This is a genomic window from Thermococcus sp. CX2, from assembly GCF_012027555.1.
GTDB lineage: Archaea > Methanobacteriota_B > Thermococci > Thermococcales > Thermococcaceae > Thermococcus.
The window spans coordinates 212,557-233,931 of record NZ_SNUQ01000002.1 but is presented as its reverse complement, the minus strand read 5'-3'; the positions used below and the strand labels follow the sequence as shown (position 1 = coordinate 233,931).

The window sequence follows — 21,375 nt, the reverse complement described above, 5'->3', positions numbered from 1 at the left end:
CTGCGGTGAGAACATGGAGAGGCTGGTGAGAGTAGCGGAGGAACTGGCGAGACGTTACCGTATATCATATTATGAAATTAGGATAACCAAGGTGAGCGCCTCCCACTTAACCATGCAGAACGGTCAGCTTGAGGAGCTTTCTGTTAACACAGAGATTGGGATAGGTGTGAGAGCATTCAACGGTGCGTGGGGCTTCTCCTCGGCCAACGACATGGAGAGGGCTGAAAAGGCCATCGAGACGGCAATGAAGATAGCCAAGCTCTCCAAAGGTGACTCCAGGATTTACCTCGATGATCCGACAAAGGATAGGGCCGAGCTTCCAATGAAGCGCTCGTTCCTTGACATGGACATAGAGGACAAGCTCGCCCTCGTTAAGGAGGTTGATTCACTCCTCAGGGGCGATTCCATCTCCAACAGGAGCGTCTCCTACGGCGATGGGGTTAAGGAGCAGCTCTACTTCAACTCGCTCGGGAGCGAGATAGAGACGGTCGTTCCGAGAATAAGGCTGAGCTTTTCAGTCACCGCCAAAGGTGGCGGCGACATGCAGACCTACTGGAAGAGCTTTGGGGGAACTGCTGGCTGGGAGCTCATGGAGGGAATTGATTTAACCCACTGGACGGCATTCGTCCGCGAGAAGGCCATCTCACTGCTCGAGGCGAAGTCCCCTCCCTCGGGCGGGTTCGACGTGATAATGGACCCCGAGCTCACTGGGGTTTTCATCCACGAGGCCCTCGGTCATGCCGCCGAGGCCGATTCAGTGAAGACGGGTGAGAGCATACTCGCTGGAAAGCTCGGCGAGAGGATAGCCGTTGAAGAACTGACAGTTGTAGATGACCCCACTCTGCCGGGCAAGTTCGGCTCCTACATCTATGACGACGAGGGAATAAAGGCGAGGCGCGTTGAGATAATAAAAGACGGCGTTCTGATCAATTACCTAACCGACAGGGAGACAGCTGCGCTTCTGAATTTGAAGCCGAACGGCCACGGAAGAGCTCAAAGTTACAACTACCAGCCCCTCGTGAGGATGGGCAACACCTACGTCGAGCCTGGAGACTGGTCTTTTGAGGAGATGCTCGCGGAGGTTAAAAGGGGCCTTTACATGATAGGCGACAAGGGCGGAGAGGTTGACACGGCCAACGGCACATTCACCTTCGGGGCGAAGGAGGGCTACATCATCGAGAACGGCGAGATAAAGGAGCAGGTGAGGGACGTTGCGCTGTCAGGCAAAATCCTCGATGTGCTGAGGAGCATCAGGGCCATCGGAAAAGACCTCGCCATCGAGTTCCCAGGGTACTGCGGAAAGGGCCAGTGGGTTCCCGTCGATGATGGCGGGCCTCACGTCCTCACAAGAGCCGTAGTGGGGGGATTGCTGTGATTGAGAGCCTCATCAGAATCCTTGAGAGGGAAAACGTCGAGTGGGAGCTCTACTGGGAGAAGGGCAGGGGTGGCTCCTTCCGGATAGAGAACGAGAGGCTGGAGCGTTCCCAGAGGAAGTTCCACTCTGGAATAGGTCTCAGGGTTGGCTACAGAGGGAAGCTCGGCTTTTCCTACATAACGGGCCTCAACCACGATAAAGAGACGCTGGAGGAGTTCGTGAAGAGGACGATAAAGCTGGCCAAAGTCAGTGAAGTTCCCTTTAGGGGGTTCCCATCGGAGAAATCTCCCGCCAAGGTTAAGGGTCTCTACGACAAACGTATAGATGATATTCCTTTCGAGGATGCCCATGCGATTGCGAGGGATTTTGCGGAGAAGATGGCCGAGCTCAAGGCTGGACGGGAGGAGTACACGCTCTCCGGCAGCCTCGCGTTTGGTGTGAACTTCTACGGGATAGCGAACTCAAACGGGATTTTTCTCGAGGACAGGAGCACGGGAATGAGCGTGAGCACCTACGCCGTGAAGAAGGGGACAAAAACTGGAAGCGGCTCCTACTACCAGTCCTACAGGTCTCTCCAGCCCTTTGAGGAGCTTGAAGTGGCGGTTGAGAAGGCAGTCGAGGAGGCGCACCTGAATTATATGGCGGAAAAGCTACTTCCCTACAAGGGTGAACTTCTCCTTGAACCCCAGGCTTTTAGAGCCATTGTGGGGATTTTCCTGGAGAACCTCTTTGGCGACAACGTCTACTACGGCCGCTCCCGCTTTACCAAGCTTGGGGAGAAAGTTTCAAGTGAAGAATTGACCCTAATCGATGACGCGACCGTCGATGGGGGTGTCGGTAGCTACCCCTTTGACGGTGAGGGAAACCCTGGAAAGAAAACCGTCCTCGTGGAGAGGGGCACGTTGAAGGGCTTCCTGCTGGACGAGACGTATGCCAGACTTCTGGGAATTGAGAGCACGGGCAACGCGGTGAGGGACTTCAGGACGGTGCCCCACGTCGGGACGAGCAACGTCGTGGTTGAACCTGGAGAGGAGAGCCTCGACGACTTCGAGGGAGTTGTCGTCAAGAAGGTCTTTGGCGAGCACACGGCGAACCCGATAAGCGGCGATTTTTCCCTCACGGTTGAGCTGGGTTACGTGGTAAAGGATGGCGAGGTCAGGCCCTTCAAGGACAACATGCTCGTGGGCAACGTCTTCGAGCTGTTCAACTCGGTGGTGGCCGTCGGAAAGGAATTTGAGAGAGTTGGCTCGTTCTACTCCCCGAGAATTCTGGGAATTGGTAAAATAGTGTAAAAATTCTCATATCACGGTAAGCTTTTATACCTCGATGTCGAATGTCATACTAAGGTGGTAGGTCATGGGGGGATATGGAATCGATACAATCTTCTCCAAGCTAAAAGCTGGTGAGACTGTGCTCGTCGAATACAGCTCTGTCTCCTCTCCTGAGCTCCTTCTGTACATGGCCTGCAGATATTATACGAAAAAGGGCGTTCCTATTCTCATAGATGATATTTCCGACACGTTGAGTGAATATGTCGCCAGGTTGGAGCTTACGGGCCTCTCAACGGAGGCCGTTCTTGAGTTTCCCATAATAAAAATCGGTGGAACCAGGCAGATTGGAAATATACGGGGAAGGGTTGAGGTGGACAAGTACTCCTTGGATTTCAAGTATTACGGTAAGGTGTATGAGGGAGTCATCTCAGGGGATGTCGTATGCAATCCAGTCTTGGGTCTGTACAAGCTTTTCCTGACCCTTGAAAGAAAGGAGGCTATCAGGCTTATCCGCAATGTCTCAACGTTCGTAGGAAAAAAGAGCCGTATTGCCCTGTACTTCATGAACAGGGATGTGATGGAGGAGTACGTTCCAGAGCTTTTGAGCCTTCTCGAGGAGGTGTCGAGTACCGTCCTCCGCTGGGATGTGGAAGAGGACAAGTATTGGCTCAGGGTTGTCAAGTCGGCCAGTAGTGATATCCTGGGTTCAAACGCCTCATTGCGCTTCCGGGACGTAGCGGGGATGTGAACCTTTTTAAGTGCCTCTCTTCTTATCACTTCTGGTGATATGATGAAGCAAGCTATTGCGCTGGTCTTCGTTATCCTGCTCTTCTCATCCTCGGTTGCGGCATATCAGGTTCCAGAACGAGGCGTCATTTATCAGGTCATGGTCGACCGCTTTTACGATGGAAACCAGAGCAACAACGGGCCTTTCTACGACCCAACACACACGAACTACCGCCTCTACTGGGGCGGTGACCTGGAGGGCCTCATCGAGAAGCTCGACTACATCCAGAGCCTCGGCGTCTCCATGATATGGCTCTCGCCGGTGAACGACAACATCAACAGGATGGCCTCTGGCAGCGCCCCCTACCACGGCTACTGGACGCGCGATTACAAGCGCATAGAAGAGCACTTCGGGACCTGGGAGACCTTTAAGCGCCTCGTGGAAGAGGCCAGAAAGAGGGGAATCTGCATCGTCGTTGACTATGTCCCCAACCACTCGAATCCCGCAACGGACGGTGAATTTGGCTCCCTCTACGACAACGGCACCTTCGTGACGAACTACTATTATGACGGCAAGAACGCAACAGTGAATCCTTACACCGGGAGCAGGGAGCTCATCTACCGCCACAACGGCGACATAAATGAGTGGTTTGGCTTTCAGCTCAAGTACGCCAATCTGTTCGGCTTGGCTGACTTCAATCAGCTCAACCCCTGGGTCGATTCCTACCTGAAGGAGGGTGCAAGGCTCTTCGTTGAAGCCGGCGCCTGCGGCTTCAGAATAGACGCCGTCAAGCACATGGAGCTGGGCTGGTTGGAGGACTTTTACCTTGACCTGTATTCGAGCTCGGAGGAGCCGCTCTTCATCTACGGCGAATACTACTCCCTCAGCCCCCAGAAAACCGACGATATGTACTACTTCTACCAGTACTCCAACGTGACTCCGCTGCTCAGCATCCCGATAAGGAATGATGTCGTGAGAACCTTCGCCTACGGCGGGAGCATGAAGAACCTCGCTAATGAGCTGGAGGACTACTACTCCCTTTTTGTCTATCCGAACAAAGCTGTCAACTTCCTCGACAGCCATGACCTCGTGAGGTTCCTCAACGAGAACTATCGTTTGGATCGCTACCACATGGCCCTCGCACTGACGATGACCCTTCCCGGCATTCCGGTCATCTACTACGGTGACGAGAGCTATCTGGTTAGCAGGGACGGAAAGGGCGACCCCTACAACAGGCCCATGATGGTCTTCAACAACACCACGGAGGCGGCCCGGATAATAAGAACCCTCGCCGCCCTTAGAAAGACCAACGACGCTTTAGCCTTCGGCGATTTTAGAACCATCTACGCCGACTACAACGTCTGGGCCTTTGAGAGAGCCTTCGGCTCCCACAGGCTCCTCGTGGTCTTGAACAAGGGGCCAGAGAAGAACCTTACGCTCTCCCTTAACTGGAGCGACGGGACCTATCGCGACGCACTCTACGGGGTCGATATGGTCGTGAATAGCGGAAAGGCCCTCTTAACTCTCCCGAGGAACTCCTTCTACGTGTTCCACGTTGAGGGCGATCAGGACGAACCCCTCATCGGCTCGGTTACGCCCTACATAGCCCAGCCCGGCCAGAAGATTCTCATAGCTGGCGCCGGTTTTGGGAAGAGCGGAGCCGTCTTCATTGGCGGCGAGAAGGCTAAGATAATCTCATGGAACTGGAGTCAGATACTTGTAGAAGTCCCGAGGCTGAAGACCAGCGATGCTTGGGTTCCCGTTTACGTTGAGGTGGACGGAAAGGATAGCAATAGGGTTAAGCTCCGCTATTACTCCGGAAACGAGATTCCTGCGCTGGTGGTGGTGAACGGGAGCAACCTGACGGGCGGGCTCTGGCTCGATGGAGACCTTCCGGAGTTGGCGGAACCGAGGTATCTCATCAAATCGAGCACGGGCTATTACTTCACCGTTGTCCCACTTCCAAACGGCACGGTCTTTTCAGTCGAGCTCTACCGCGGTCTTCCATGGGGCGAACTCGAGCCCCTTAACGTTACCCTCTACGGAAAAGCTGGCCTGACGACCCTCCTCAATTCGGAGCCGCCAGTGAGCACTCCCACGGAAACACCTATTTCAACGTCCCCCGAACCACCATGCGAATCTTCAAGTTGGATTTCTTATGCGGGGATTCTCGCGGTTGGGCTTACCCTGGCATTCTTGATTTTGAGGAAGGGCCGATTTTGATTTTTCTTCCACTGTTATGCATTAATAAAAGGAAGTGTTGGGATCGGCCCCTAAATCTGTTCCAAGAGCTTTCTCCTTTTCTCCTCGTATTCCTCCTGTGTTATGACGCCCATATCGTAAAGCTCCTTTAACTTCTTGAGCTTCTCCAGCGGATCCTCTTTTGCTGCCGTGCCCTGGGTGGCTATCCTGAGGGATCTGCTCACGGTCTCCTTTGGTTTGTGTATCCACAACTCCTTGCTCATCAGGTGCTTCTTCTTCTCTATGCTGACGGGCTCAACGGCTATCGCATTGAGGGCGTCCCTTATAGCCTCTACTGCTTTCTTGCTCTTCTCTTTGTCCATCTTGTCCAGTTTTATGACGTCACCGCTCTCATCCTTTATGACGAACTCGGCATACATCTTTCCTATCTTGACGTAGACCTCCTCGAGCTTCTCGTAGGGGATGGCTTTCATCTCGTACCTCCCGAGTATCTTTTCGTCGAAGTAGATTATCCTGTGGGTCGTCACAACGAGCCACTTTGGCTTTTCGATGCCGAGCTTCTTTTTAACTGCGTAGAGAACTTCCTCGTTGGGATGCAGATGCTCTGTTAAGTCCTTGGGAAGCTTCTCACTCATGACTCTCACCGTTAGCATCTCCGCGTTTGATTATATTAACCTTCCTCGCGGTAGAGGAGGAAGAGGGTCTCTCCATCGACGTTCTCTATCAGCGGAGCCAGACGCTTCCTTCTCTCTTCCCTCTTCAGAAAAACACCGAGTGGTCTCTCCATCAGCTCGGTCTCAAACCTTACCATTTCCCACTCGAAAGCGGCCGATGGGCTTATGGGGAACCTCTTCTCCCCTTCCCTCGTCTGAACTATCACCTCTCCCCCGCCTTGGGGCTTGACCTCCACGGCGAGCACGATTTTCTTGTACTTTCCGCTTACGATGGAGCCGTAGGCAACTGCCATTCCAACGGCAAACAGGATTACCGGCAGGACGATTCCCCCCATCCTGAGCGGGAGTCTTTCTCCGAGGCTCAGGAGTCCCCAAGAAAGGATGAAGGCCATAGAAAGAACGGTGAGACTGTAGGCGAGGGTTTTAAGACCCACCCTCTTTTTTCCCAGTCCTGCCAAAACTTTCTCCCACTCCTCCGCGCCCTCTACGTAGTCCGTCATCAGGCTGAGCCCCATAAGGAGGAACAGGGAGGAGAGCCCGAAGTTTGAGAAGTATGGGCTGGTGAGTATCCTCTCCCCGACCTGCCTGTAGGTCTCTGGGAACGCTATGGGGATGAACTGGGAGGCGCCTATGGCGTAGGGAACTGTGTAGAGAACCATCGCCAGCGAGATGACCCTGCCAGCCGAGCCAGTGGAGAGCAGCATTCCAAGGAGTATTAAGATTATCGAGGCGAAGACGACGTACCAGTTCCCGGCTGGAAACAGGCTCGAGTAGGCCAACGCGAGAAGGACTATCACGGGCAGTGCTATGATCAGCTTGAGGAGGATAAAGATGGTTCCGGGTTTCATCTTATCTCACCCAGCAGTTTGCTCAGAATCACGCTCACGTCCTCTTCACCGGGCAGCCACCTCACCACGTAGGCTCCGATACCCTCTAGCTCCCTTACTATCGCCCTCTTCTCCATCTCGAGCAGAACTCCCGTCTGGGGGTCAAGGATTGGGTAGACGGAGACATCGATTATCACAGGTCGAATCCGGCCCTTGTGGAGGTTCCTCAGCATCACAGCCCCCTTCTTAACGCCGGCCTTGTTGTTCTCCAGGATGTTGGAGACGTGGATCACCAGCGGTGTGTACTGGAGGAGTATCCTCTTGAGCCTCTCCACGGCATCGCAGAAGTTCTCCTCCCCAGTGTGAACCCTCTCGAAGTCCATCATTGTTTTCACAATTTTGTGAAGCTGTTTCGGCCCCGTTGCTGGTGGTAGGAACTTCCGCGCTCCCAGGAGGTAGAGGCCGACGTGGTAGTCTTTCTTGAGGAAGCGGTACGCCATGGACGCGACGAGGCTCATGGCGTGCTCGTAGGGGCTCTCGCTCTCCGTGCCAACCTTCATTAAGTCGCTCGCGTCCACGATGAAGAGTATCGCCTTCTTGCCCTCCCTTTCGAACTCGTTCACGAGCACCTGATTAGTCCTCGCGGTGGCCTTCCAGTTTATCAGCTTCATCGGATCCCCCGTTTGGTATTTTCTTATCTCCTTGAAGTCCGTCGAAATCGGCCCCCTGATGGAGAAGCTCGTCTCCGGGACGCTTATCTTGACGCTCCGCCTTGTTTCAGATATGGGTATGTTCCCGAGGACCTTTGGAACGGCCCTAAGGCGAAGCTCCTCACCGTAAACGCCCCATAGGTAGCGCACCCCGAGGGGGTTCCTCGTCGTTACCTCACTCTTTGGGAGGTTGTAGAAGCCCCTCAGTATGGGCTTTATCCTGTAGGAGTAGCTCACCTTCAGCGGCTTGAGCCCCTTGAAGAAGACTCCCACGTTGCTCCCATCGGTCAAGGCGACGTTTTTGGGGAGCGGGTCCCTGACGACTACTATGCCCACCCCTCTCTCGACCATCACCTCGACGCTTATCTCGACCTCTTCTCCAGTTCTTACCTCCCGCTTCGAGATTCTCCTCCTGACCGAGACGCCGCTCGGGGGGTCTATGAGCATTGCAATGGCCAAAACTGTGAGCGGAATCACAGCTAAGCTAACCATCCCTGGGGCGAGGAAGAGTGTTCCCATGAGGATTGCCCAGAGGAGGTAGCCCAGCAGGTTCTTCCGCATATCACTCACGTCCGCTCTCTTTGGGCACTGGCGTCTTTTCGAGGGCTTCCTTGACTATCTCTTCCCCAGTAGCGCCCTCGAATGCGTATTCAGGCTTGATCATAATCCTGTGGGCGAGGGCATCAACCGCGAAGATCTTGATGTCATCTGGAAGCACGTAGTCCCTATTGTTTAGGAGTGCGTTCGCCTTAGCAACCTTCATGAGTGCGATTCCACCCCTTGGACTCGGTCCAGCCTCCACGCGCTCGTCGGAGCGGACGTTCCTCACGAGCTGGGCTATGTACTTCAGCAGGTCCCTGCTAATGAAGATGTCCCGTTCTACGATCTCCTGCATCTTGAGGAAGGTTTCTCTATCGATCAAAGGCTCCATTTCCACCGTAGGGTCGTCTTTGGCCCAGCTCAGGCGCGCTTCCAGAATGGCGATCTCATCGTTCAGGCTCTTCGGGTAACCCACGCGAAGTCTGAGGAGGAACCTGTCGAGCTGGGCCTCTGGGAGTGGATAGGTTCCCTCGAACTCTATTGGATTCTGGGTGGCAATCACGAAGAAGGGCAGCTCCAGCGGGAAGGTCTCGCCTTCTATAGTTACCTGCTTCTCCTCCATTGCCTCGAGGAGAGCGCTCTGGGTCTTCGGTGGTGCGCGGTTGATCTCGTCTGCGAGGAGAACGTGCGTGAATATCGGGCCTTTTATGAGCTCGAAGGTGCCCTTATTCTGACGCCAGACTTTCGTTCCCAGAATGTCGGCTGGCAGAAGGTCTGGAGTGAACTGAACGCGCGTGTACTTCAGGCCGAGAACTTTCCCGAAGGCTTTGGCCAAGAGGGTCTTTCCAAGACCTGGATAATCCTCAAAGAGCACGTTGCCGTTCACCAGCGCAGCCGCTAAAGTCTTTCTAATGACCACCTCATTGCCGAGGTAAACGCTCCCTATTTTCTCAACAATTTCTTTTGAGATCTCAAAGGCATCTTTAATCTCCATCATAGATCACCCCATCATCCTCTTGAGCTCATCAAAAACTTCCTCAACGATTTTGAGCCTGTTTTCAAGCTCTCTCCTCTCGTAGGCTTTCCTTATCCAGAGGGGGGTGAGGGGGGATGTTTTCTTCTCCTCGTAGTCGGCTATCCTCGAGACGAGCTCCTCCACTTTGCCCCTGTCCCCGAAGAGCTGGGCACCGTAGTAGGCTATGAACGTCACGAGCGGGCCCTTCTTACCTCTCACCACGAAGTCCTCGACGGCTTTCCTCGCCTTCGCCATCTCTGGCCCGAACCTCTCGACGGTTTTGGCCTCATGGCGCCTCCACTGGGATAGAAGGTACTTCTCGGGGTCACTCTTCGAGACGAAGGAGTAGACCATCGAGCCCGCCACGACAACGCCGAGAACAAGCGCGATCCACTCGCCGTAGAAGACCAGTCCTGGATAGCTGGTGCTTAGTTCTCCCCTGACGCTGGTGTAGAGGCCGAGGATTCCCCCGAGGATGCCGATTCCAATGAGATTGCGCTCCACCATTTCGGCCCAGAGGTGTCCCCTATGGCCGAGCTCTGCTACGGCGTAGCCTGCAAGGAGAAACGCACCGGCGTAGAGGAAGACGCTCCTCACGGGCTGGAGGACATTGACCCCCGATAGGCCGTAGAGAAGGATGAAGACACCCGTTCCCCTGACGAGCCGGGAGTTTCTCTTTAATGAAGGGGCCACTAGGGCAGTTCCGGCGCCGAGAACTACCATTGCCATCTGGGTTCTCCAGGGGAATACCTCCGCCGGAAGAACGGTGAGGGCTGCGGCTGCCCCGGCGATGCGCATTAGGGGAGACTCGACTTTCCTTCCTGAGTATTCGAGGATGTCCGCTGCGAACATAAAGGGAGCGAGAACCAGGGCCGGAGTTACCAATGCCGCCAGCCACTCAATCTGGGCGGCCATGGCATATATCAGCGTAACCGAGCCGATGTAAAGAGCAAGCCTTCCCCAGTTCGGCTTAAACAACACAACCACCTCCAATGACGGTTAACAGGGCGCGGTAGAACCGTATGAACTCCTCCCTTGAGACCTCGCGGTGGCTGTACTTGGCTTTCTCGAAGATTTCGGTGAGCACATCGAGGGGCTCCCATGGATACATCATGTCCGTTAGCACAGCCTCTATCTCCCTCGGCGTCAGCTCGTCGACGTCCACTCCGATTTCCTTGACCCACGGCAGGAAGCACCTCTCGTAGTGCTCCACGACGGCGTCGTTGTAGCTCTTCACTATTCTCGCGGTTGCTCTCTCCACCAGCCCCCCGCAGCGGGCCTCGATGGTGTGTTCGCCAAGAGGAAGCTTCAGTCTGAAGTCCTTCCCTTTCTCGACGGGCTTCCCGTCCACGTAAAGCTCCGGTTCGTTCTCGCACTCGACGCTTATCTCCATTACCTCGCCCTCTTTGAAAAGCGGGATTCCGTTGTTGAAGATTATCTTCAGTACTGGCTCCCTTTCGACTTTTGGGGCCTTTTTCCTTACCAGCCCGTATCTAGCTATCACCACGGCGAGAAGCAGTGCAATGCCCAAGTAGAGCCAGGGTATCTCCCTCTTCTTCACGATCAGAACATGAAAGGTTTCCTCGGCCGGAAGGTAGTAGGAGGAGCCTCTGAAGAACACCCTAACGGTCACGTTCTTCTCATCGTCGGGCACCGGCACTTCCAGTGTCGCTATCCCTGAGGCGTTCGTCATCACCTGTCTAATTTCGTCCTCTATCTCGACTGTGAGAAAGACATTTGGAACGGGGCCGTTTAGGGCGTCCAGAGCTTTAAACTTGATTACTGCCGTTTCTTCACCCTCACTTCTGTTCGTGAGGAGCTCTATCTTGATGGGTGAGACGATGACGACGGTTGTCCTAGCGAGGAGGTTGTCGCCGTGATAGAAGTCCATGCTCCTCTCGCCGATGAAGTTGAAAGGCTCGAGGGTAAGCGTGAAGCTCCCGTTGCTGACCGGCACTTTGTAGAGTTTTCCTGGATAGATGCGGGCGGATATCTGGCCTTTTTCAAGTCCGATTATCCTTCCCGTAATTTTAACGGGCTTCCCGAGCTCAGCTTCAACCTTCTCAGGAAGCTCCATCTCGACGATGGCTATCTCAACACTTACCTCCGCTGGGGAATAGCTCGCGTCTCCTGGATAGTACAGGCTTAAGTTGTGGCTTCCGAGTTGGGTCAGGAGTACGCGGAGGGAAAACTCGCCGTTTTCAGAGGTGTTGACTGTCCCCATATAGTTTCCGTCGAGGGAATACTCGATGCTCGCGTTGGCTATCGCCTTTCCATCCCCGCCCACGAGGTGCCCCTTGATGGTCACGTTCCCCTGAAGGGAAACCACCTGCTTGGGAACATCGAACTCGGCGAGAGCCTTCACTGCAATCTCTATCCAGGTCTCTCTGGGGACGTATGGGGCACCCCAGCTTGGAAGGTAGTGGAACGTGATGTTGTAGACACCCGGGGCCAGATATCTCGGCAGGGTGAAGTTCACCTGCAAGAGCTTTCTCGTGAAATTCTCAAAACCGAGCAGAATGGAGCGGTTCCCGTAGTCCAGTGTGGTGTATATCGTTCCCTCATCCCAGACAACGCCAGTGGAATCAGCGACAGTGCCACTGATGGTAATCGTGTCCCCAGCGGTCGCGTTCTGGGGCCAGTCAAAGAGAGTCACCTTTGCCCAATCGATTACTTTCACGGGGATGTATAAAAAGGAAGGGTTTTCTCCGGCAGTTCTAACGCCCAAGAAGTGCCACCCGGGCTCAGATGGTGCATAAAAGAGCAGGTTAAATGTCCCTTTGCGGTCAGGGAGGAGAACTGAGGGGAGGGGGGAATCCATAGGAAGGAGTATAAGTTCAGTGACGTTGTCTTCGGTGTATATCCGCACCGTCCCGAGACTTCCTCTTTTAATTACGAGGTAAGCGGGCTCCGCTCTGAGCTTGACACCTCCGCTGACGTTGACAATCACGACGGCGTCTTCCTTCATGACCTTTCCGTGGTGCTCTACCATGGCCTTCAGGACTATTCCGTAGCTGCCTGGGCTCTGGAGTGTCCTCAGCGTTATCTCCGAGGTTCCTGGATTCAGGGGAAACATCAGGGTAGGCTTCTCTGGAACATACGCGTAGAGATACACCTTTGAGTTATTCACGACGTTCATCAGGGTTATGTTCAGCTTTATCTCCTCACCGGGCTGGAGCTCAAGGCTCTTTGGAGATACCTCAAGCTCGAAGGGCCTGAAGAGGTTCGGGTCTTTCCTAAGGGGATCGAAGGTCAGCCAGCCAGCTTTGTCGAAGTACAGCTCCGCCCAGAACCAGCGGTCTTTATTGCTAACGATCTGCGTTCCAGGAACGGCCCTGATGTAGAAGCCCTCCACGAGCCTCGCTGGAATGCCGTTCAGCCTTGCCAAGATGACGAACGCTGAGGCAAAGTCCTTGGAGGTGCCTTCCTTAGACTCGAAGAGGAACCACGTGAGAGGGTCCGTACCGTTCGGCCTCTCGGGGTTCTCTAAGTAGGTGTAGTGCTTCCTGAGGAATTCGGCGATGAGCTGGGCCTTCTCGTAGTCATCGGTCGCGTTCCTCGTTATGGCCCTAGCGAGGGAGACGAGCCGGGTATCGTTGGGGGCGCTCAGGTAGTCGGTGAGGTTGCCTGCACTCAGGTTGTGAAGGAGGTAGGGCTGAAAGGTGTAGCTCACGGCCGAAAAGGAGTATGTGCTCACGTTAACTGCCGTCCTGAAGAGGTTGTATTCGGGGAGGGCCTCAACGCCGCTCGCGTTAACCATCGTCGTGTAGAGCGAGGTGTAGAGGTTGCCGCTTAGGGGGGCGAAGGAGATGACACCGATGGTGTCCATCTCGGCGTGGTGCGGGACTTCGGGCATGGGCGGGGCAACCGTGTTTGCCGGGAGAACAGAGGCGTTCTTCGTGACCCAGCTCCCGTTGATGTAGTCCGTGTAAACGTTAGCACGGAGGTAGTGGGCATGGGAAGCGCCGGTTACAAGAAGCATAAACTGCCCGTTCTCGGGAACCTCGATCGGCGGACCCGTTTCGTTTGTCTCGTTCCTGGCGGGTTCCCACGGAAGGAGGAACCTCTCGAGGCTCTTTGTTTGGGGAGGAGCTTTTATTAGAACTGGGCCCAGCACGGAGGAGACTATCAGGATGGAGAGGAGGATGAGGATGAAGAACGTAACGTACTTTCGTCCCACCATGATGTTTTGTCTTTCTCCGTTGATTTATATAAAGTTTTGCTATAGTGTAAAAGTTAGGGGAAAGATGATCGGAACTGCTGACCCGTGAACCTCTAGGTTCTGTGGGTAAGGTTTAATATCTCGCGGACAAATCCTCTCTGGTGGTATCATGGACTTCGGAAGGAAGGTTCTCATCGGCATGGTTCACCTGAAGCCACTCCCTGGTGCGTACCTTTACGACGGTGACCTTGATTCGGTCATCGAGCGGGCTCTCTCTGATGCGAGAACTCTGGAAGAAGCGGGCTTCGACGCGATTATGGTGGAAAACTTCGGCGACGTGCCCTTTTCAAAGTACGTCGATAAGACTACGGTTGCCGCTTTCACGGCCGTGGCAAAGGCAGTAAGGGATGAAGTTTCCATCCCCGTGGGCATAAACGTCCTCAGGAACGACGGGATAGCTGCTTACTCCATAGCCTACGCCGTAAAGGCGGACTTCATAAGGGTGAACGTCCTGAGCGGTGTTGCCTACACCGACCAAGGGGTAATAGAGGGAATCGCCCACGAGCTGGCCAGGCTCAGAAAGCTTCTCCCGGCCAGGATAAAGGTCTTCGCAGACGTCCACGTCAAGCACGCCGTCCACTTCGGGGACTTCGAGGATTCCATAAGGGACACCGTCGAGAGGGGCTTAGCCGATGCCGTAGTGATAAGTGGAAGGGCAACTGGAAGTCCCGTTGATATGGAGCGGCTGAGGCTCGCGAAAAAAATCTCCCCGGTTCCGGTCATAGTCGGCTCGGGCACGAGCTACGACAACCTGCCCATGCTTTGGAACTATGCAGATGGCTTCATAGTGGGCACGTGGATAAAGAGATGCGGAAAAGTCAAGAACGAGATAGACCCCGAAAGGGCCGAGAGACTCGTTAGGCTGGCGAAAGAACTTCGGGAAAGGAGCCTCTGACCGCCACAGTTCCGAATATTTTTCTCCGAAAGGTATATTATCCAGTAATGTGTAGAGTGTAAAAACAAAACCTGTCCCCTTTTCTTTTCTGCGAGATGGTTTTGATTCAATGGCGATAGAAATGAGAAAAGCAGTGTTATCCAGTCCTGTCCTTCTGCAGGCCCCCTTAGTGACAGCTCTAGAGGATGGGGGCTATTCCGCGAGTTTGCATGTATTCGGCCTGCTCATCGGCACGTTAATGGCCTTTGGCCTTCTGCTCCTCCTGATCTTTGGGGCACGATGGGTCTGGGAGCTAATCATGGACAAGAAGAGTGCTGATTCTTCGGAGGGACGCTGAACGATGGTTGGTGAGCTTGCCCCGTTTTTGGTCTTCGTGCTGCTCACCGTGAGCGTTTTCCTGGGGTCTGCTTGGGTTCCAGAGGGATTTCCGAGCGAGCTTCCCTACCTTACAGAGGAGGAGTATTCCAAACTGGGCCTCCAGCAGGTCAACTCCACCCAGGAGGAGCTTGAGGAGGCCTATGCAAAATATCTGGCCGCAAAGGAGTGCTACGACTCCTTCGGCAACTCGACAGAAGGGTAAGGAGGTGAGAAAGATGGGGTTTATCAAAAAGCTCGTCATCGGGTTTTTCGTTCTGCTGTTCCTTGGCATAGCAGGGGCCTTTGGCATTTACTACTACGTGCTCTCCCACTACGACCAAGAACTTATCGTCAGCAACAATGCGACCGTTACGGGACCTGTGTACTACACTTCAGATGTACTCCAGGCAGGGAAATACAGAATCGTGGCCGAGAGCGATGGGGTGGTTGAGAAGATACAGATACTCGACCCCAATACGGGTGATGTCATTACGGAATACGAGGGCGACGACTTCATCTACGGCTCTTCCAACTCATTCCAGGTCAGAATCGACTACAACGGGCCTAAACCCGAACGCAGAGTACTTTGTCTCTGTGAAGATATACCGTTTGGTTGAGAGGGACTGACCTCTTTTTCATCTTTGGTCTTTCCATCATGGAAAAAATTATATCTCATGGAGTAGGTTCAGTTACTTGCAGGGGGCATGGAGATGGGGAAGTACTTCGGAACCAGTGGTATCAGAGAGGTAGTGAACGAAAAGCTGACGCCAGATTTGGCGCTGAAGGTCGGGAAGGCCCTTGGTACTTACCTTGGCGAGGGAACGGTTGTAGTTGGCATGGACACGAGGACGAGCGGAGAGATGCTTAAGCGGGCCCTCATAAGCGGCCTTTTGAGCGCTGGTATTGACGTCATCGACATAGGACTCGCTCCGACACCTCTGACTGGCTTTGCAATAAAGCTCTACTCTGCCGATGCAGGGGTTACCATTACCGCCTCACACAACCCGCCCGAATACAACGGCATAAAGGTGTGGCAGGCCAACGGGATGGCCTACACACCGGAGATGGAGGCGGAGCTTGAAACTATAATTGACTCCGGGAACTTCAAAGAGGCTCCTTGGAACGAGATTGGAACGCTCAGAAAGGCCGACCCGAAGGAGGAATACATCAAAGCGGCCCTTGAGATGGTTGAGCTTGAGGGAAGCTACACCGTTGTAATCGATTCTGGAAACGGTGCGGGTTCTATTCTTAGCCCTTACCTCCAGCGCGAGCTTGGGAACAAAGTTATCAGCCTCAACTCCCACCCCAGCGGCTTCTTTGTGCGAGAGCTTGAGCCGAACGCGAAGAGCCTCTCTGCCCTTGCCAAGACCGTTAGGGCCATGAAGGCCGACGTTGGAATCGCCCACGACGGTGATGCGGATAGAATAGGCGTCGTCGATGAGAACGGGAAGTTCGTCGAGTACGAGGTGATGCTTTCCTTGATAAGCGGCTACATGCTCAGAAAGTTCGGAAAGGGGAAAATAGTAACGACGGTCGATGCCGGCTTTGCCCTGGACGACTACATCAAGCCCCTCGGCGGTGAGGTCTTGAGGACGCGCGTTGGGGATGTTGCGGTGGCAGACGAGCTGGCAAAGCACGGCGGAATCTTCGGTGGCGAGCCGAGCGGAACCTGGATCATTCCCCAGTGGAACCTGACGCCGGACGGAATCTTCGCCGGGGCACTCGTTCTGGAGATGATTGACAGGCTCGGCCCGATAAGCGAGCTCACTAAGGAAGTCCCACGCTACGTGACGCTCAGGGCAAAGATACCCTGCCCCAACGAGAAGAAAGCGAAGGCCATGGAGATAATAGCGCGCGAGGCTCTCAACAGCTTCGACTATGAGCGGCTCATCGGCATTGACGGCGTCAGGATTGAGAACGGTGACTGGTGGATACTCTTCCGCCCGAGCGGAACCGAGCCGATAATGCGCATAACCCTCGAGGCCCATACGGAAGAAAAGGCCGGGGCATTGATGGAGAAAGCTAAGAGGTTGGTAAAAGACGCAATAGCGAGGGCTTAGTTCCTGAGGGCTTCTTTTACCCTTTCCACGCTTCTCTCAATGTCATCTTTGTCGAACTCCAGGTAAACCGCCTCCGGAAACCTCGCCTTCAGCACCTCGAAGAGTATCCCCTCCCCGGGGACGAGCTTAAATCCCGCCTTCTCCATTACCTCCTTAGAGCGCTCGAGTCTCTCCCCTTTGGACAGGTAGAAGAACTCCTGCATTGCCTTAAAGTCGAAATCGTCTGGGTTGCTCTTAGTGGTGTGGAAGACACCGCAGGTGGGTGAGCCCTTCACCCCGAGAAAGACGACTTTCTCAGGCTTCTCCTCTGTCAGGACCCGACCTATGAAGTCGGCTATTGTCTTGGCCTTCTCCACCATTCCGAGGTGCATGTAAACTTCCCTGCTCATGGGTGGCCTTGGCCAGCCTATCAGCTCGTATTCGGGGCATGGATAGGCCAGAACTTGCCATTCATCGCCGAGCTCGGCGAGGAGTTCTCTCAAACCTTCAGCGGTCTTGAACTCCTTCTCCTTCGGCCCACGATAGACATAGAAGGGGCTTAAAAGGCACGGAGCTATGATAAGGAGCTTCATTCGACCACCTTCCTTATTATCTCCTCAACCCTTCGACGGAGCTCCTCTAGGGTTCCATCGTTAACTATCACATAGTCTGCCATGTCTTTCAGCTTTGAGGTATGGTAAAGCTCTTCCTCGGCGTCGTCCATCCTCTTAAAGTCTTCGAAACGTTTAATGCCCCTGTCTTTCCCTGCTTTTCTGTCCATGAGGCGCTTGAAGCGTGTCTCTGGGTCGGCGTCAACGTAGATCACGACGCCGCCGGCACGTTTTATGGCCTCTATCTCCTCCTTGGAGCGGACTCCGTCAATGACGATGTTCCTGCAGTGCCTCTTCTTGTCAATGGCGAGCCTTATGAGCACGTCCCCGCCGTACCTGTCCTTCAGGTACTTCCCGAACTCTATGAGCCTCTCCCTCGTGGGTTCCCCTTTCTCAGGCAGCTCCGGAATCCACGAGTAGTCCTTGACGTTGTGGGTGAGGAGGTCGATCAGCGGCTCGCTGCAGCTCACGCGGCAGAAGCCCTTCTCCTCGAAGAACTTTGCAATGGTTGTCTTTCCCGCCGCTATCTTACCGACGACACCTACTATCATCTCTTCCACATCCTCCATATCAGGTTTGCACCGTCCGTCGATTCCATCAGGCCTTCGTAGGTCAGGCCGATAATGAACTCTACAAGGGCTTTCTTATCGTAGATCACCGGTTTCTCAAAGCCGAACAGATATTTCAGCTCGAAAAACCCTATGTGGAGGAATCTGAATGGATTCAAGAGCGCAACTCCATCTTTGAATTTTACTTCAAAGGGGAAGTCTGCAAGGACAAGTTTTGCGTCCCTATCCTTGGCAAGACCCAGGAGCCTTTCCTCGTTGGGGAACAAAATTTCCCTTGGCTCTCCTTCGATGGCCTCGTATTCGAGCTTGGGGAACGCGTAGCGTATTCCAACTGTATCGTATTCGAGGTTCAGCCTCCTCGCAAAGCCAATCAGGGCTTTTGCGTTGAAGCTCAGGAAGACGAGTGTTTTTACGTTCCCTTTAACTTCCGGCCATTTCCTCGGTGGGAATTTCATTTCGGCATCTATTATTGGGAGCAGAAACTCAAGAACCGTTCCCCTCACGAGCTCAGCGTTTTTCCTCAGCTTCCTCCGCTTTATCTCGAGGTCGAGGTTCGAGTAGACTGTCACCTGCTTGACGCCGAGTGCGTTCCTGAGCTTTCCTATGACGAAGCTGTTACCGATCACAACACTTTTATCTGTCCTGTCATGGGCTATTATGAAGAGCTTGTCGCCCTCCGGGTCATAGCGGACCTCGTCTATCCTGAACGGAGTATCTGGAAAGCCGTTTTCCCTTCTGATTTTTTTCACGAGCGCCTCTATTTCTGGGACACTTCTCATTCAACCACCTGGGTCCTCTATGCATTCGTAGATTTCCCTGGCTATTTTTAAGGCTTCTTTCTCGTCGGAAGTGTCCCGGACTATGATTCTGCCGCTGGGAAAGATGCTCACCTCAAACTCCCTGCTCACGATGGCAAGGAATGGGGTGACCTTTTTTACTCTGTATTCTCTCTTTTTGAGGCATTCGCATAGTTCTCTGAGGTCAATGCGGTACTTCTTTTCTGGAACTATCGTTACTGCTTTCATGCTTGTGCATGGTCTTGTGGTAATCACCTGCACCACCGGAGAAAAGTGTGGAAGATTCTTCATAAAACTTGCACCTTAAGATGCCCACGTATGTTCCATATATGGAACAAATATTTATAAATCTTGGAACAAATCTCCCTGCGGTGGGGAACATGAGGAAGCTTACGCCAAGGGAAATAGCGGTAATCGGAATGATGCTCGGTCTTTCGCTGATGCTTGAGGTCATGCCAATAGAGATGCCCACCATGTGGGGCATGAAGATAGACCTCGTCGCGGTTCCAGTAGTGATGGCCTACTTCCTCACGGGGTTCATGGGCGGTCTCGTTGCGGTTTTCCTGCTCTTCGTTGGGCTGAGCATAGTCTCCCCCTCAAGCTGGCTCGGAGCCAGCATGAAGGCCACCGCGACTTTGGCCGTTCTCATAGGCCTTGAAATCTCCAGGAGAATAACGCGCTTCGACTTTGAGAATGCCTCCACGGAGAAGGTCATCCTCTTTGCCATCCTTGGCTTTCTCGCTGGAATAGCCATCAGGATACCCCTCATGCTCGCGCTCAACTACTACTACGCCCTCCCGATATGGCTCGGCGTCCCCAGGGAGCTCGTGGTTCAGACCGTCGAGGAGTGGACCCACGTGCCCTTCTGGGTTGCTATCGGCCTGCCGAACGCCGTACAGAGCGCCATAGACGTCTTCGTGGGCCTGGCGGCAACGCTGCCCGTGTTGAGGTCACTTCCCCATATCCTTGAGTAGCCGGGGGATGTTCTCTGGCTTTAGCCCTCTTTCTTTTAGGTATTCGTTCCACTTCTCCGCATACTCCAGGAAGATCTCGGCACCTGTTTTCACGTAGAGCCAGACGAGGAGCTTTATGTGTAGCCTGTGGTAGAACTCGCTCGAGGAGTCGTAGATGCTCGCGTACCTGCTCCAGTCCCCGGTGTCAAAATCGGGCAGGGCTTTTTTGACGCTCATCGCGCCCTTCCAGAAGAGGTCGTAAGCCCTCTCGTCGCCTGTGACTTTCCAGTAGTGGTACAGCCCCTGGAGAGCTATTATGTGGCCGTTCAGAACGAGTTCACTGGGGTAGTAGTTGTACTCCAGGTACCAGGGGCCGTATTTCGTCTGGACAACGAAGCCGTTCTGACCGAGCGGGAGGTCGAATGAGTTCAGGAAGAGCCTCGCGGTTTCGAGATAAGTTTCGTTTTCAGTGAGGTTGTATGCCAGTGCGTAAAGCCCTGCTGCCATGCCCTGGGCGTAGCCTGAAACCCACGGGACGCTCGCGTTCTGGAAGTGGAAATAGATGTGGAAGACCGCGTATTCAGTGTCGTTGTAGGTGCCGTGGGTGGCGAACGGAAGAAGCTCGTCCAGGATTTCGAGCATGGCATCGTAATCGCCTCTCTCGTAGTATATCTGGGCCCAGTGGAGTGCCGAGACCGGGTATAAGTTGAAGCCCCTCGCGGTGTAGTAGATGAACGGCAGCCTGCTCCACATCGGGCCGTCAGGGACTTTGAGTGCCCCGTAATACGGGGAGTCATTGAAGAAGACAATGGTCATGTCTTTCCTTCCCGGCTCGCTCCAGTGGGCGTAGTAATAATCTGTGGCCCTGAGGCCTAGGACTAGAGTCCTGACTGCGGGCCCATGGAGGCTGCCAAGCTTGGCCATCAGGCCGAGTGTTTTGATGTGGTAGCTTAAATCTCTGTATGCCTGGAGGTAGCTCAGGTTCCCGGTTTCCTTCCATAAGTTAAAGTACTTCTCCCTCAGCTCTTTGTTGACCGTGAGCTCGGTGGGAAAGCCTGCCCGCGCGAGGATATCCCCTACGGCTGTGGAATCATCGAGAAATATGGTGGTCGGTACGTCCCAGCCGATGACGCCGCTGAACTTTTCGTCGAGCCTCATAACAAAGATGCCCGGCTCGTGGACGGGCTCCAGCGTTATCAGGTAGGTCTTTCCGGCCTCTGTGCTTACGGTTACTTTTCCACTGACGTCGAATTCAACGCCGTTCCAGTTGATTGCCCAGCCTTTAATCTTGAACACAACCCTCCCGGGCGCTCCGATGTAAGCCAGCATCGGAACGTTGGTCTTGTTTATCTTTGCATCACCAATCTCGATATTAAAAAGAGCCATCTCAAAGGCGGCGTTTTCGTTTTCGATCATTGCGTATATCCTAACGTCCTCCTCGTTTTTTGTGATCCGGATTCCGATGGGGCCTGTCTTTGATGGGCTCCCCCTGTAAACGAATCCGGCTATGCTCACGATGAGAATGAACGCAATTACTAACGCAGCGATGGCTCTTTTCATACCACTCACAATTAAAAAATAAAGGGGGCAG

General features: G+C 54.0%; 21 protein-coding genes. 10 read left to right on the top strand and 11 right to left on the bottom strand.

Annotated elements, in window-relative coordinates; all coding sequences use genetic code 11:
* Positions 1–13: 13 nt before the first annotated feature.
* The 4 genes from E3E23_RS05455 (at position 14) to E3E23_RS05440 (ending at position 5,596) form a co-directional block, all read left to right on the top strand.
* Positions 14–1,375 carry a TldD/PmbA family protein gene (locus E3E23_RS05455; RefSeq protein WP_167907021.1) on the top strand — a complete coding sequence of 454 codons (1,362 nt, stop codon included), beginning with the start codon at positions 14–16 and terminating at the stop codon, positions 1,373–1,375.
* A complete protein-coding gene (locus tag E3E23_RS05450) occupies positions 1,372–2,667 on the top strand; it encodes a TldD/PmbA family protein (RefSeq protein ID WP_167907020.1) in 1,296 nt (431 codons plus the stop codon). Before E3E23_RS05455 ends, E3E23_RS05450 begins: the two co-directional genes overlap by 4 nt.
* A gap of 64 nt (positions 2,668–2,731) precedes the next feature.
* A complete protein-coding gene (locus E3E23_RS05445; RefSeq protein ID WP_167907019.1) occupies positions 2,732–3,394 on the top strand; it encodes a DUF257 family protein in 663 nt (220 codons plus the stop codon).
* A 42-nt stretch (positions 3,395–3,436) separates the two neighbouring features.
* Complete coding sequence (locus tag E3E23_RS05440; protein ID WP_167907478.1) at positions 3,437–5,596, top strand: alpha-amylase family glycosyl hydrolase; 2,160 nt, start codon at positions 3,437–3,439, stop codon at positions 5,594–5,596.
* A 50-nt stretch (positions 5,597–5,646) separates the two neighbouring features.
* On the opposite strand, the gene E3E23_RS05435 is transcribed toward E3E23_RS05440, so the two are convergent.
* The 6 genes from E3E23_RS05435 to E3E23_RS05410 are packed head-to-tail and all read right to left on the bottom strand — an operon-like array spanning position 5,647 to position 13,524.
* Entirely contained in the window at positions 5,647–6,210 is a 564-nt protein-coding gene (locus E3E23_RS05435; RefSeq protein ID WP_167907477.1) for a PH domain-containing protein, read from the bottom strand.
* Between the two features lie 35 nt (positions 6,211–6,245).
* Positions 6,246–7,097 carry a hypothetical protein gene (locus E3E23_RS05430; protein WP_167907018.1) on the bottom strand — a complete coding sequence of 284 codons (852 nt, stop codon included), beginning with the start codon at positions 7,095–7,097 and terminating at the stop codon, positions 6,246–6,248.
* Positions 7,094–8,347 carry a DUF58 domain-containing protein gene (locus E3E23_RS05425; protein ID WP_167907017.1) on the bottom strand — a complete coding sequence of 418 codons (1,254 nt, stop codon included), beginning with the start codon at positions 8,345–8,347 and terminating at the stop codon, positions 7,094–7,096. Before E3E23_RS05425 ends, E3E23_RS05430 begins: the two co-directional genes overlap by 4 nt.
* A gap of 1 nt (position 8,348) precedes the next feature.
* A complete protein-coding gene (locus E3E23_RS05420; protein ID WP_167907016.1) occupies positions 8,349–9,323 on the bottom strand; it encodes a MoxR family ATPase in 975 nt (324 codons plus the stop codon).
* Between the two features lie 3 nt (positions 9,324–9,326).
* Positions 9,327–10,319 carry a hypothetical protein gene (locus E3E23_RS05415; RefSeq protein ID WP_167907015.1) on the bottom strand — a complete coding sequence of 331 codons (993 nt, stop codon included), beginning with the start codon at positions 10,317–10,319 and terminating at the stop codon, positions 9,327–9,329.
* Positions 10,312–13,524: a transglutaminase domain-containing protein gene (locus tag E3E23_RS05410; RefSeq protein ID WP_167907014.1), complete on the bottom strand. Its 3,213-nt coding sequence runs from the start codon at positions 13,522–13,524 to the stop codon at positions 10,312–10,314. Before E3E23_RS05410 ends, E3E23_RS05415 begins: the two co-directional genes overlap by 8 nt.
* Before the next feature lie 148 nt (positions 13,525–13,672).
* Here E3E23_RS05410 and E3E23_RS05405 point away from each other — a divergent pair, with 148 nt between their 5' ends.
* The 5 genes from E3E23_RS05405 (at position 13,673) to glmM (ending at position 16,875) form a co-directional block, all read left to right on the top strand.
* Complete coding sequence (locus E3E23_RS05405; protein ID WP_167907013.1) at positions 13,673–14,458, top strand: BtpA/SgcQ family protein; 786 nt, start codon at positions 13,673–13,675, stop codon at positions 14,456–14,458.
* 169 nt (positions 14,459–14,627) lie between these two features.
* Positions 14,628–14,795, top strand: coding sequence for a hypothetical protein (locus tag E3E23_RS05400; RefSeq protein ID WP_167907012.1), 168 nt, complete (start codon positions 14,628–14,630; stop codon positions 14,793–14,795).
* 3 nt (positions 14,796–14,798) lie between these two features.
* Positions 14,799–15,038, top strand: coding sequence for a hypothetical protein (locus tag E3E23_RS05395; RefSeq protein WP_167907011.1), 240 nt, complete (start codon positions 14,799–14,801; stop codon positions 15,036–15,038).
* A 13-nt stretch (positions 15,039–15,051) separates the two neighbouring features.
* Entirely contained in the window at positions 15,052–15,432 is a 381-nt protein-coding gene (locus E3E23_RS05390; RefSeq protein ID WP_240920748.1) for a hypothetical protein, read from the top strand.
* 93 nt (positions 15,433–15,525) lie between these two features.
* Complete coding sequence (gene glmM / locus E3E23_RS05385) at positions 15,526–16,875, top strand: phosphoglucosamine mutase (protein WP_167907476.1); 1,350 nt, start codon at positions 15,526–15,528, stop codon at positions 16,873–16,875.
* Here the strand turns inward: glmM and E3E23_RS05380 are convergent.
* Genes E3E23_RS05380 through E3E23_RS05365 form a run of 4 tightly spaced genes read right to left on the bottom strand, consistent with a single transcriptional unit; the run spans position 16,872 to position 19,095 of the window.
* Positions 16,872–17,447, bottom strand: a complete 576-nt coding sequence (locus tag E3E23_RS05380) for a hypothetical protein (RefSeq protein WP_167907010.1) — start codon at positions 17,445–17,447, stop codon at positions 16,872–16,874. The two genes, glmM and E3E23_RS05380, sit on opposite strands and share 4 nt — an antisense overlap.
* Positions 17,444–18,016, bottom strand: coding sequence for an AAA family ATPase (locus E3E23_RS05375; RefSeq protein ID WP_167907475.1), 573 nt, complete (start codon positions 18,014–18,016; stop codon positions 17,444–17,446). Before E3E23_RS05375 ends, E3E23_RS05380 begins: the two co-directional genes overlap by 4 nt.
* Positions 18,013–18,813: a hypothetical protein gene (locus tag E3E23_RS05370; protein WP_167907009.1), complete on the bottom strand. Its 801-nt coding sequence runs from the start codon at positions 18,811–18,813 to the stop codon at positions 18,013–18,015. The genes E3E23_RS05375 and E3E23_RS05370 overlap by 4 nt, the downstream gene beginning before the upstream one ends.
* Positions 18,814–19,095, bottom strand: a complete 282-nt coding sequence (locus E3E23_RS05365) for a hypothetical protein (protein WP_371807523.1) — start codon at positions 19,093–19,095, stop codon at positions 18,814–18,816.
* Between the two features lie 116 nt (positions 19,096–19,211).
* Between E3E23_RS05365 and E3E23_RS05360 the strand changes: the two genes are divergently transcribed.
* Positions 19,212–19,805 (top strand): hypothetical protein, encoded by a 594-nt coding sequence (locus tag E3E23_RS05360; protein WP_167907007.1) that lies wholly within the window; start codon positions 19,212–19,214, stop codon positions 19,803–19,805.
* Here E3E23_RS05360 and E3E23_RS05355 read toward each other — a convergent pair.
* On the bottom strand, positions 19,782–21,344 hold the full coding sequence (locus tag E3E23_RS05355) for a D-glucuronyl C5-epimerase family protein (protein ID WP_240920762.1): 1,563 nt from the start codon (positions 21,342–21,344) through the stop codon (positions 19,782–19,784). The two genes, E3E23_RS05360 and E3E23_RS05355, sit on opposite strands and share 24 nt — an antisense overlap.
* Positions 21,345–21,375: the final 31 nt, after the last annotated feature.

What these genes read in the sequence shown, in the direction of transcription:
- E3E23_RS05455 (WP_167907021.1), top strand. Translation starts at nt 14, where the DNA reads ATGGAGAGGCTGGTGAGAGTAGCGGAGGAACTGGCGAGACGTTACCGT.
- E3E23_RS05445 (WP_167907019.1), top strand. Translation starts at nt 2,732, where the DNA reads ATGGGGGGATATGGAATCGATACAATCTTCTCCAAGCTAAAAGCTGGT.
- E3E23_RS05440 (WP_167907478.1), top strand. Translation starts at nt 3,437, where the DNA reads ATGAAGCAAGCTATTGCGCTGGTCTTCGTTATCCTGCTCTTCTCATCC.
- E3E23_RS05435 (WP_167907477.1), bottom strand. Translation starts at nt 6,210, where the DNA reads ATGAGTGAGAAGCTTCCCAAGGACTTAACAGAGCATCTGCATCCCAAC.
- E3E23_RS05430 (WP_167907018.1), bottom strand. Translation starts at nt 7,097, where the DNA reads ATGAAACCCGGAACCATCTTTATCCTCCTCAAGCTGATCATAGCACTG.
- E3E23_RS05425 (WP_167907017.1), bottom strand. Translation starts at nt 8,347, where the DNA reads ATGCGGAAGAACCTGCTGGGCTACCTCCTCTGGGCAATCCTCATGGGA.
- E3E23_RS05420 (WP_167907016.1), bottom strand. Translation starts at nt 9,323, where the DNA reads ATGATGGAGATTAAAGATGCCTTTGAGATCTCAAAAGAAATTGTTGAG.
- E3E23_RS05410 (WP_167907014.1), bottom strand. Translation starts at nt 13,524, where the DNA reads ATGGTGGGACGAAAGTACGTTACGTTCTTCATCCTCATCCTCCTCTCC.
- E3E23_RS05405 (WP_167907013.1), top strand. Translation starts at nt 13,673, where the DNA reads ATGGACTTCGGAAGGAAGGTTCTCATCGGCATGGTTCACCTGAAGCCA.
- E3E23_RS05395 (WP_167907011.1), top strand. Translation starts at nt 14,799, where the DNA reads ATGGTTGGTGAGCTTGCCCCGTTTTTGGTCTTCGTGCTGCTCACCGTG.
- E3E23_RS05390 (WP_240920748.1), top strand. Translation starts at nt 15,052, where the DNA reads ATGGGGTTTATCAAAAAGCTCGTCATCGGGTTTTTCGTTCTGCTGTTC.
- glmM (WP_167907476.1), top strand. Translation starts at nt 15,526, where the DNA reads ATGGGGAAGTACTTCGGAACCAGTGGTATCAGAGAGGTAGTGAACGAA.
- E3E23_RS05380 (WP_167907010.1), bottom strand. Translation starts at nt 17,447, where the DNA reads ATGAAGCTCCTTATCATAGCTCCGTGCCTTTTAAGCCCCTTCTATGTC.
- E3E23_RS05375 (WP_167907475.1), bottom strand. Translation starts at nt 18,016, where the DNA reads ATGATAGTAGGTGTCGTCGGTAAGATAGCGGCGGGAAAGACAACCATT.
- E3E23_RS05370 (WP_167907009.1), bottom strand. Translation starts at nt 18,813, where the DNA reads ATGAGAAGTGTCCCAGAAATAGAGGCGCTCGTGAAAAAAATCAGAAGG.
- E3E23_RS05360 (WP_167907007.1), top strand. Translation starts at nt 19,212, where the DNA reads ATGAGGAAGCTTACGCCAAGGGAAATAGCGGTAATCGGAATGATGCTC.
- E3E23_RS05355 (WP_240920762.1), bottom strand. Translation starts at nt 21,344, where the DNA reads ATGAAAAGAGCCATCGCTGCGTTAGTAATTGCGTTCATTCTCATCGTG.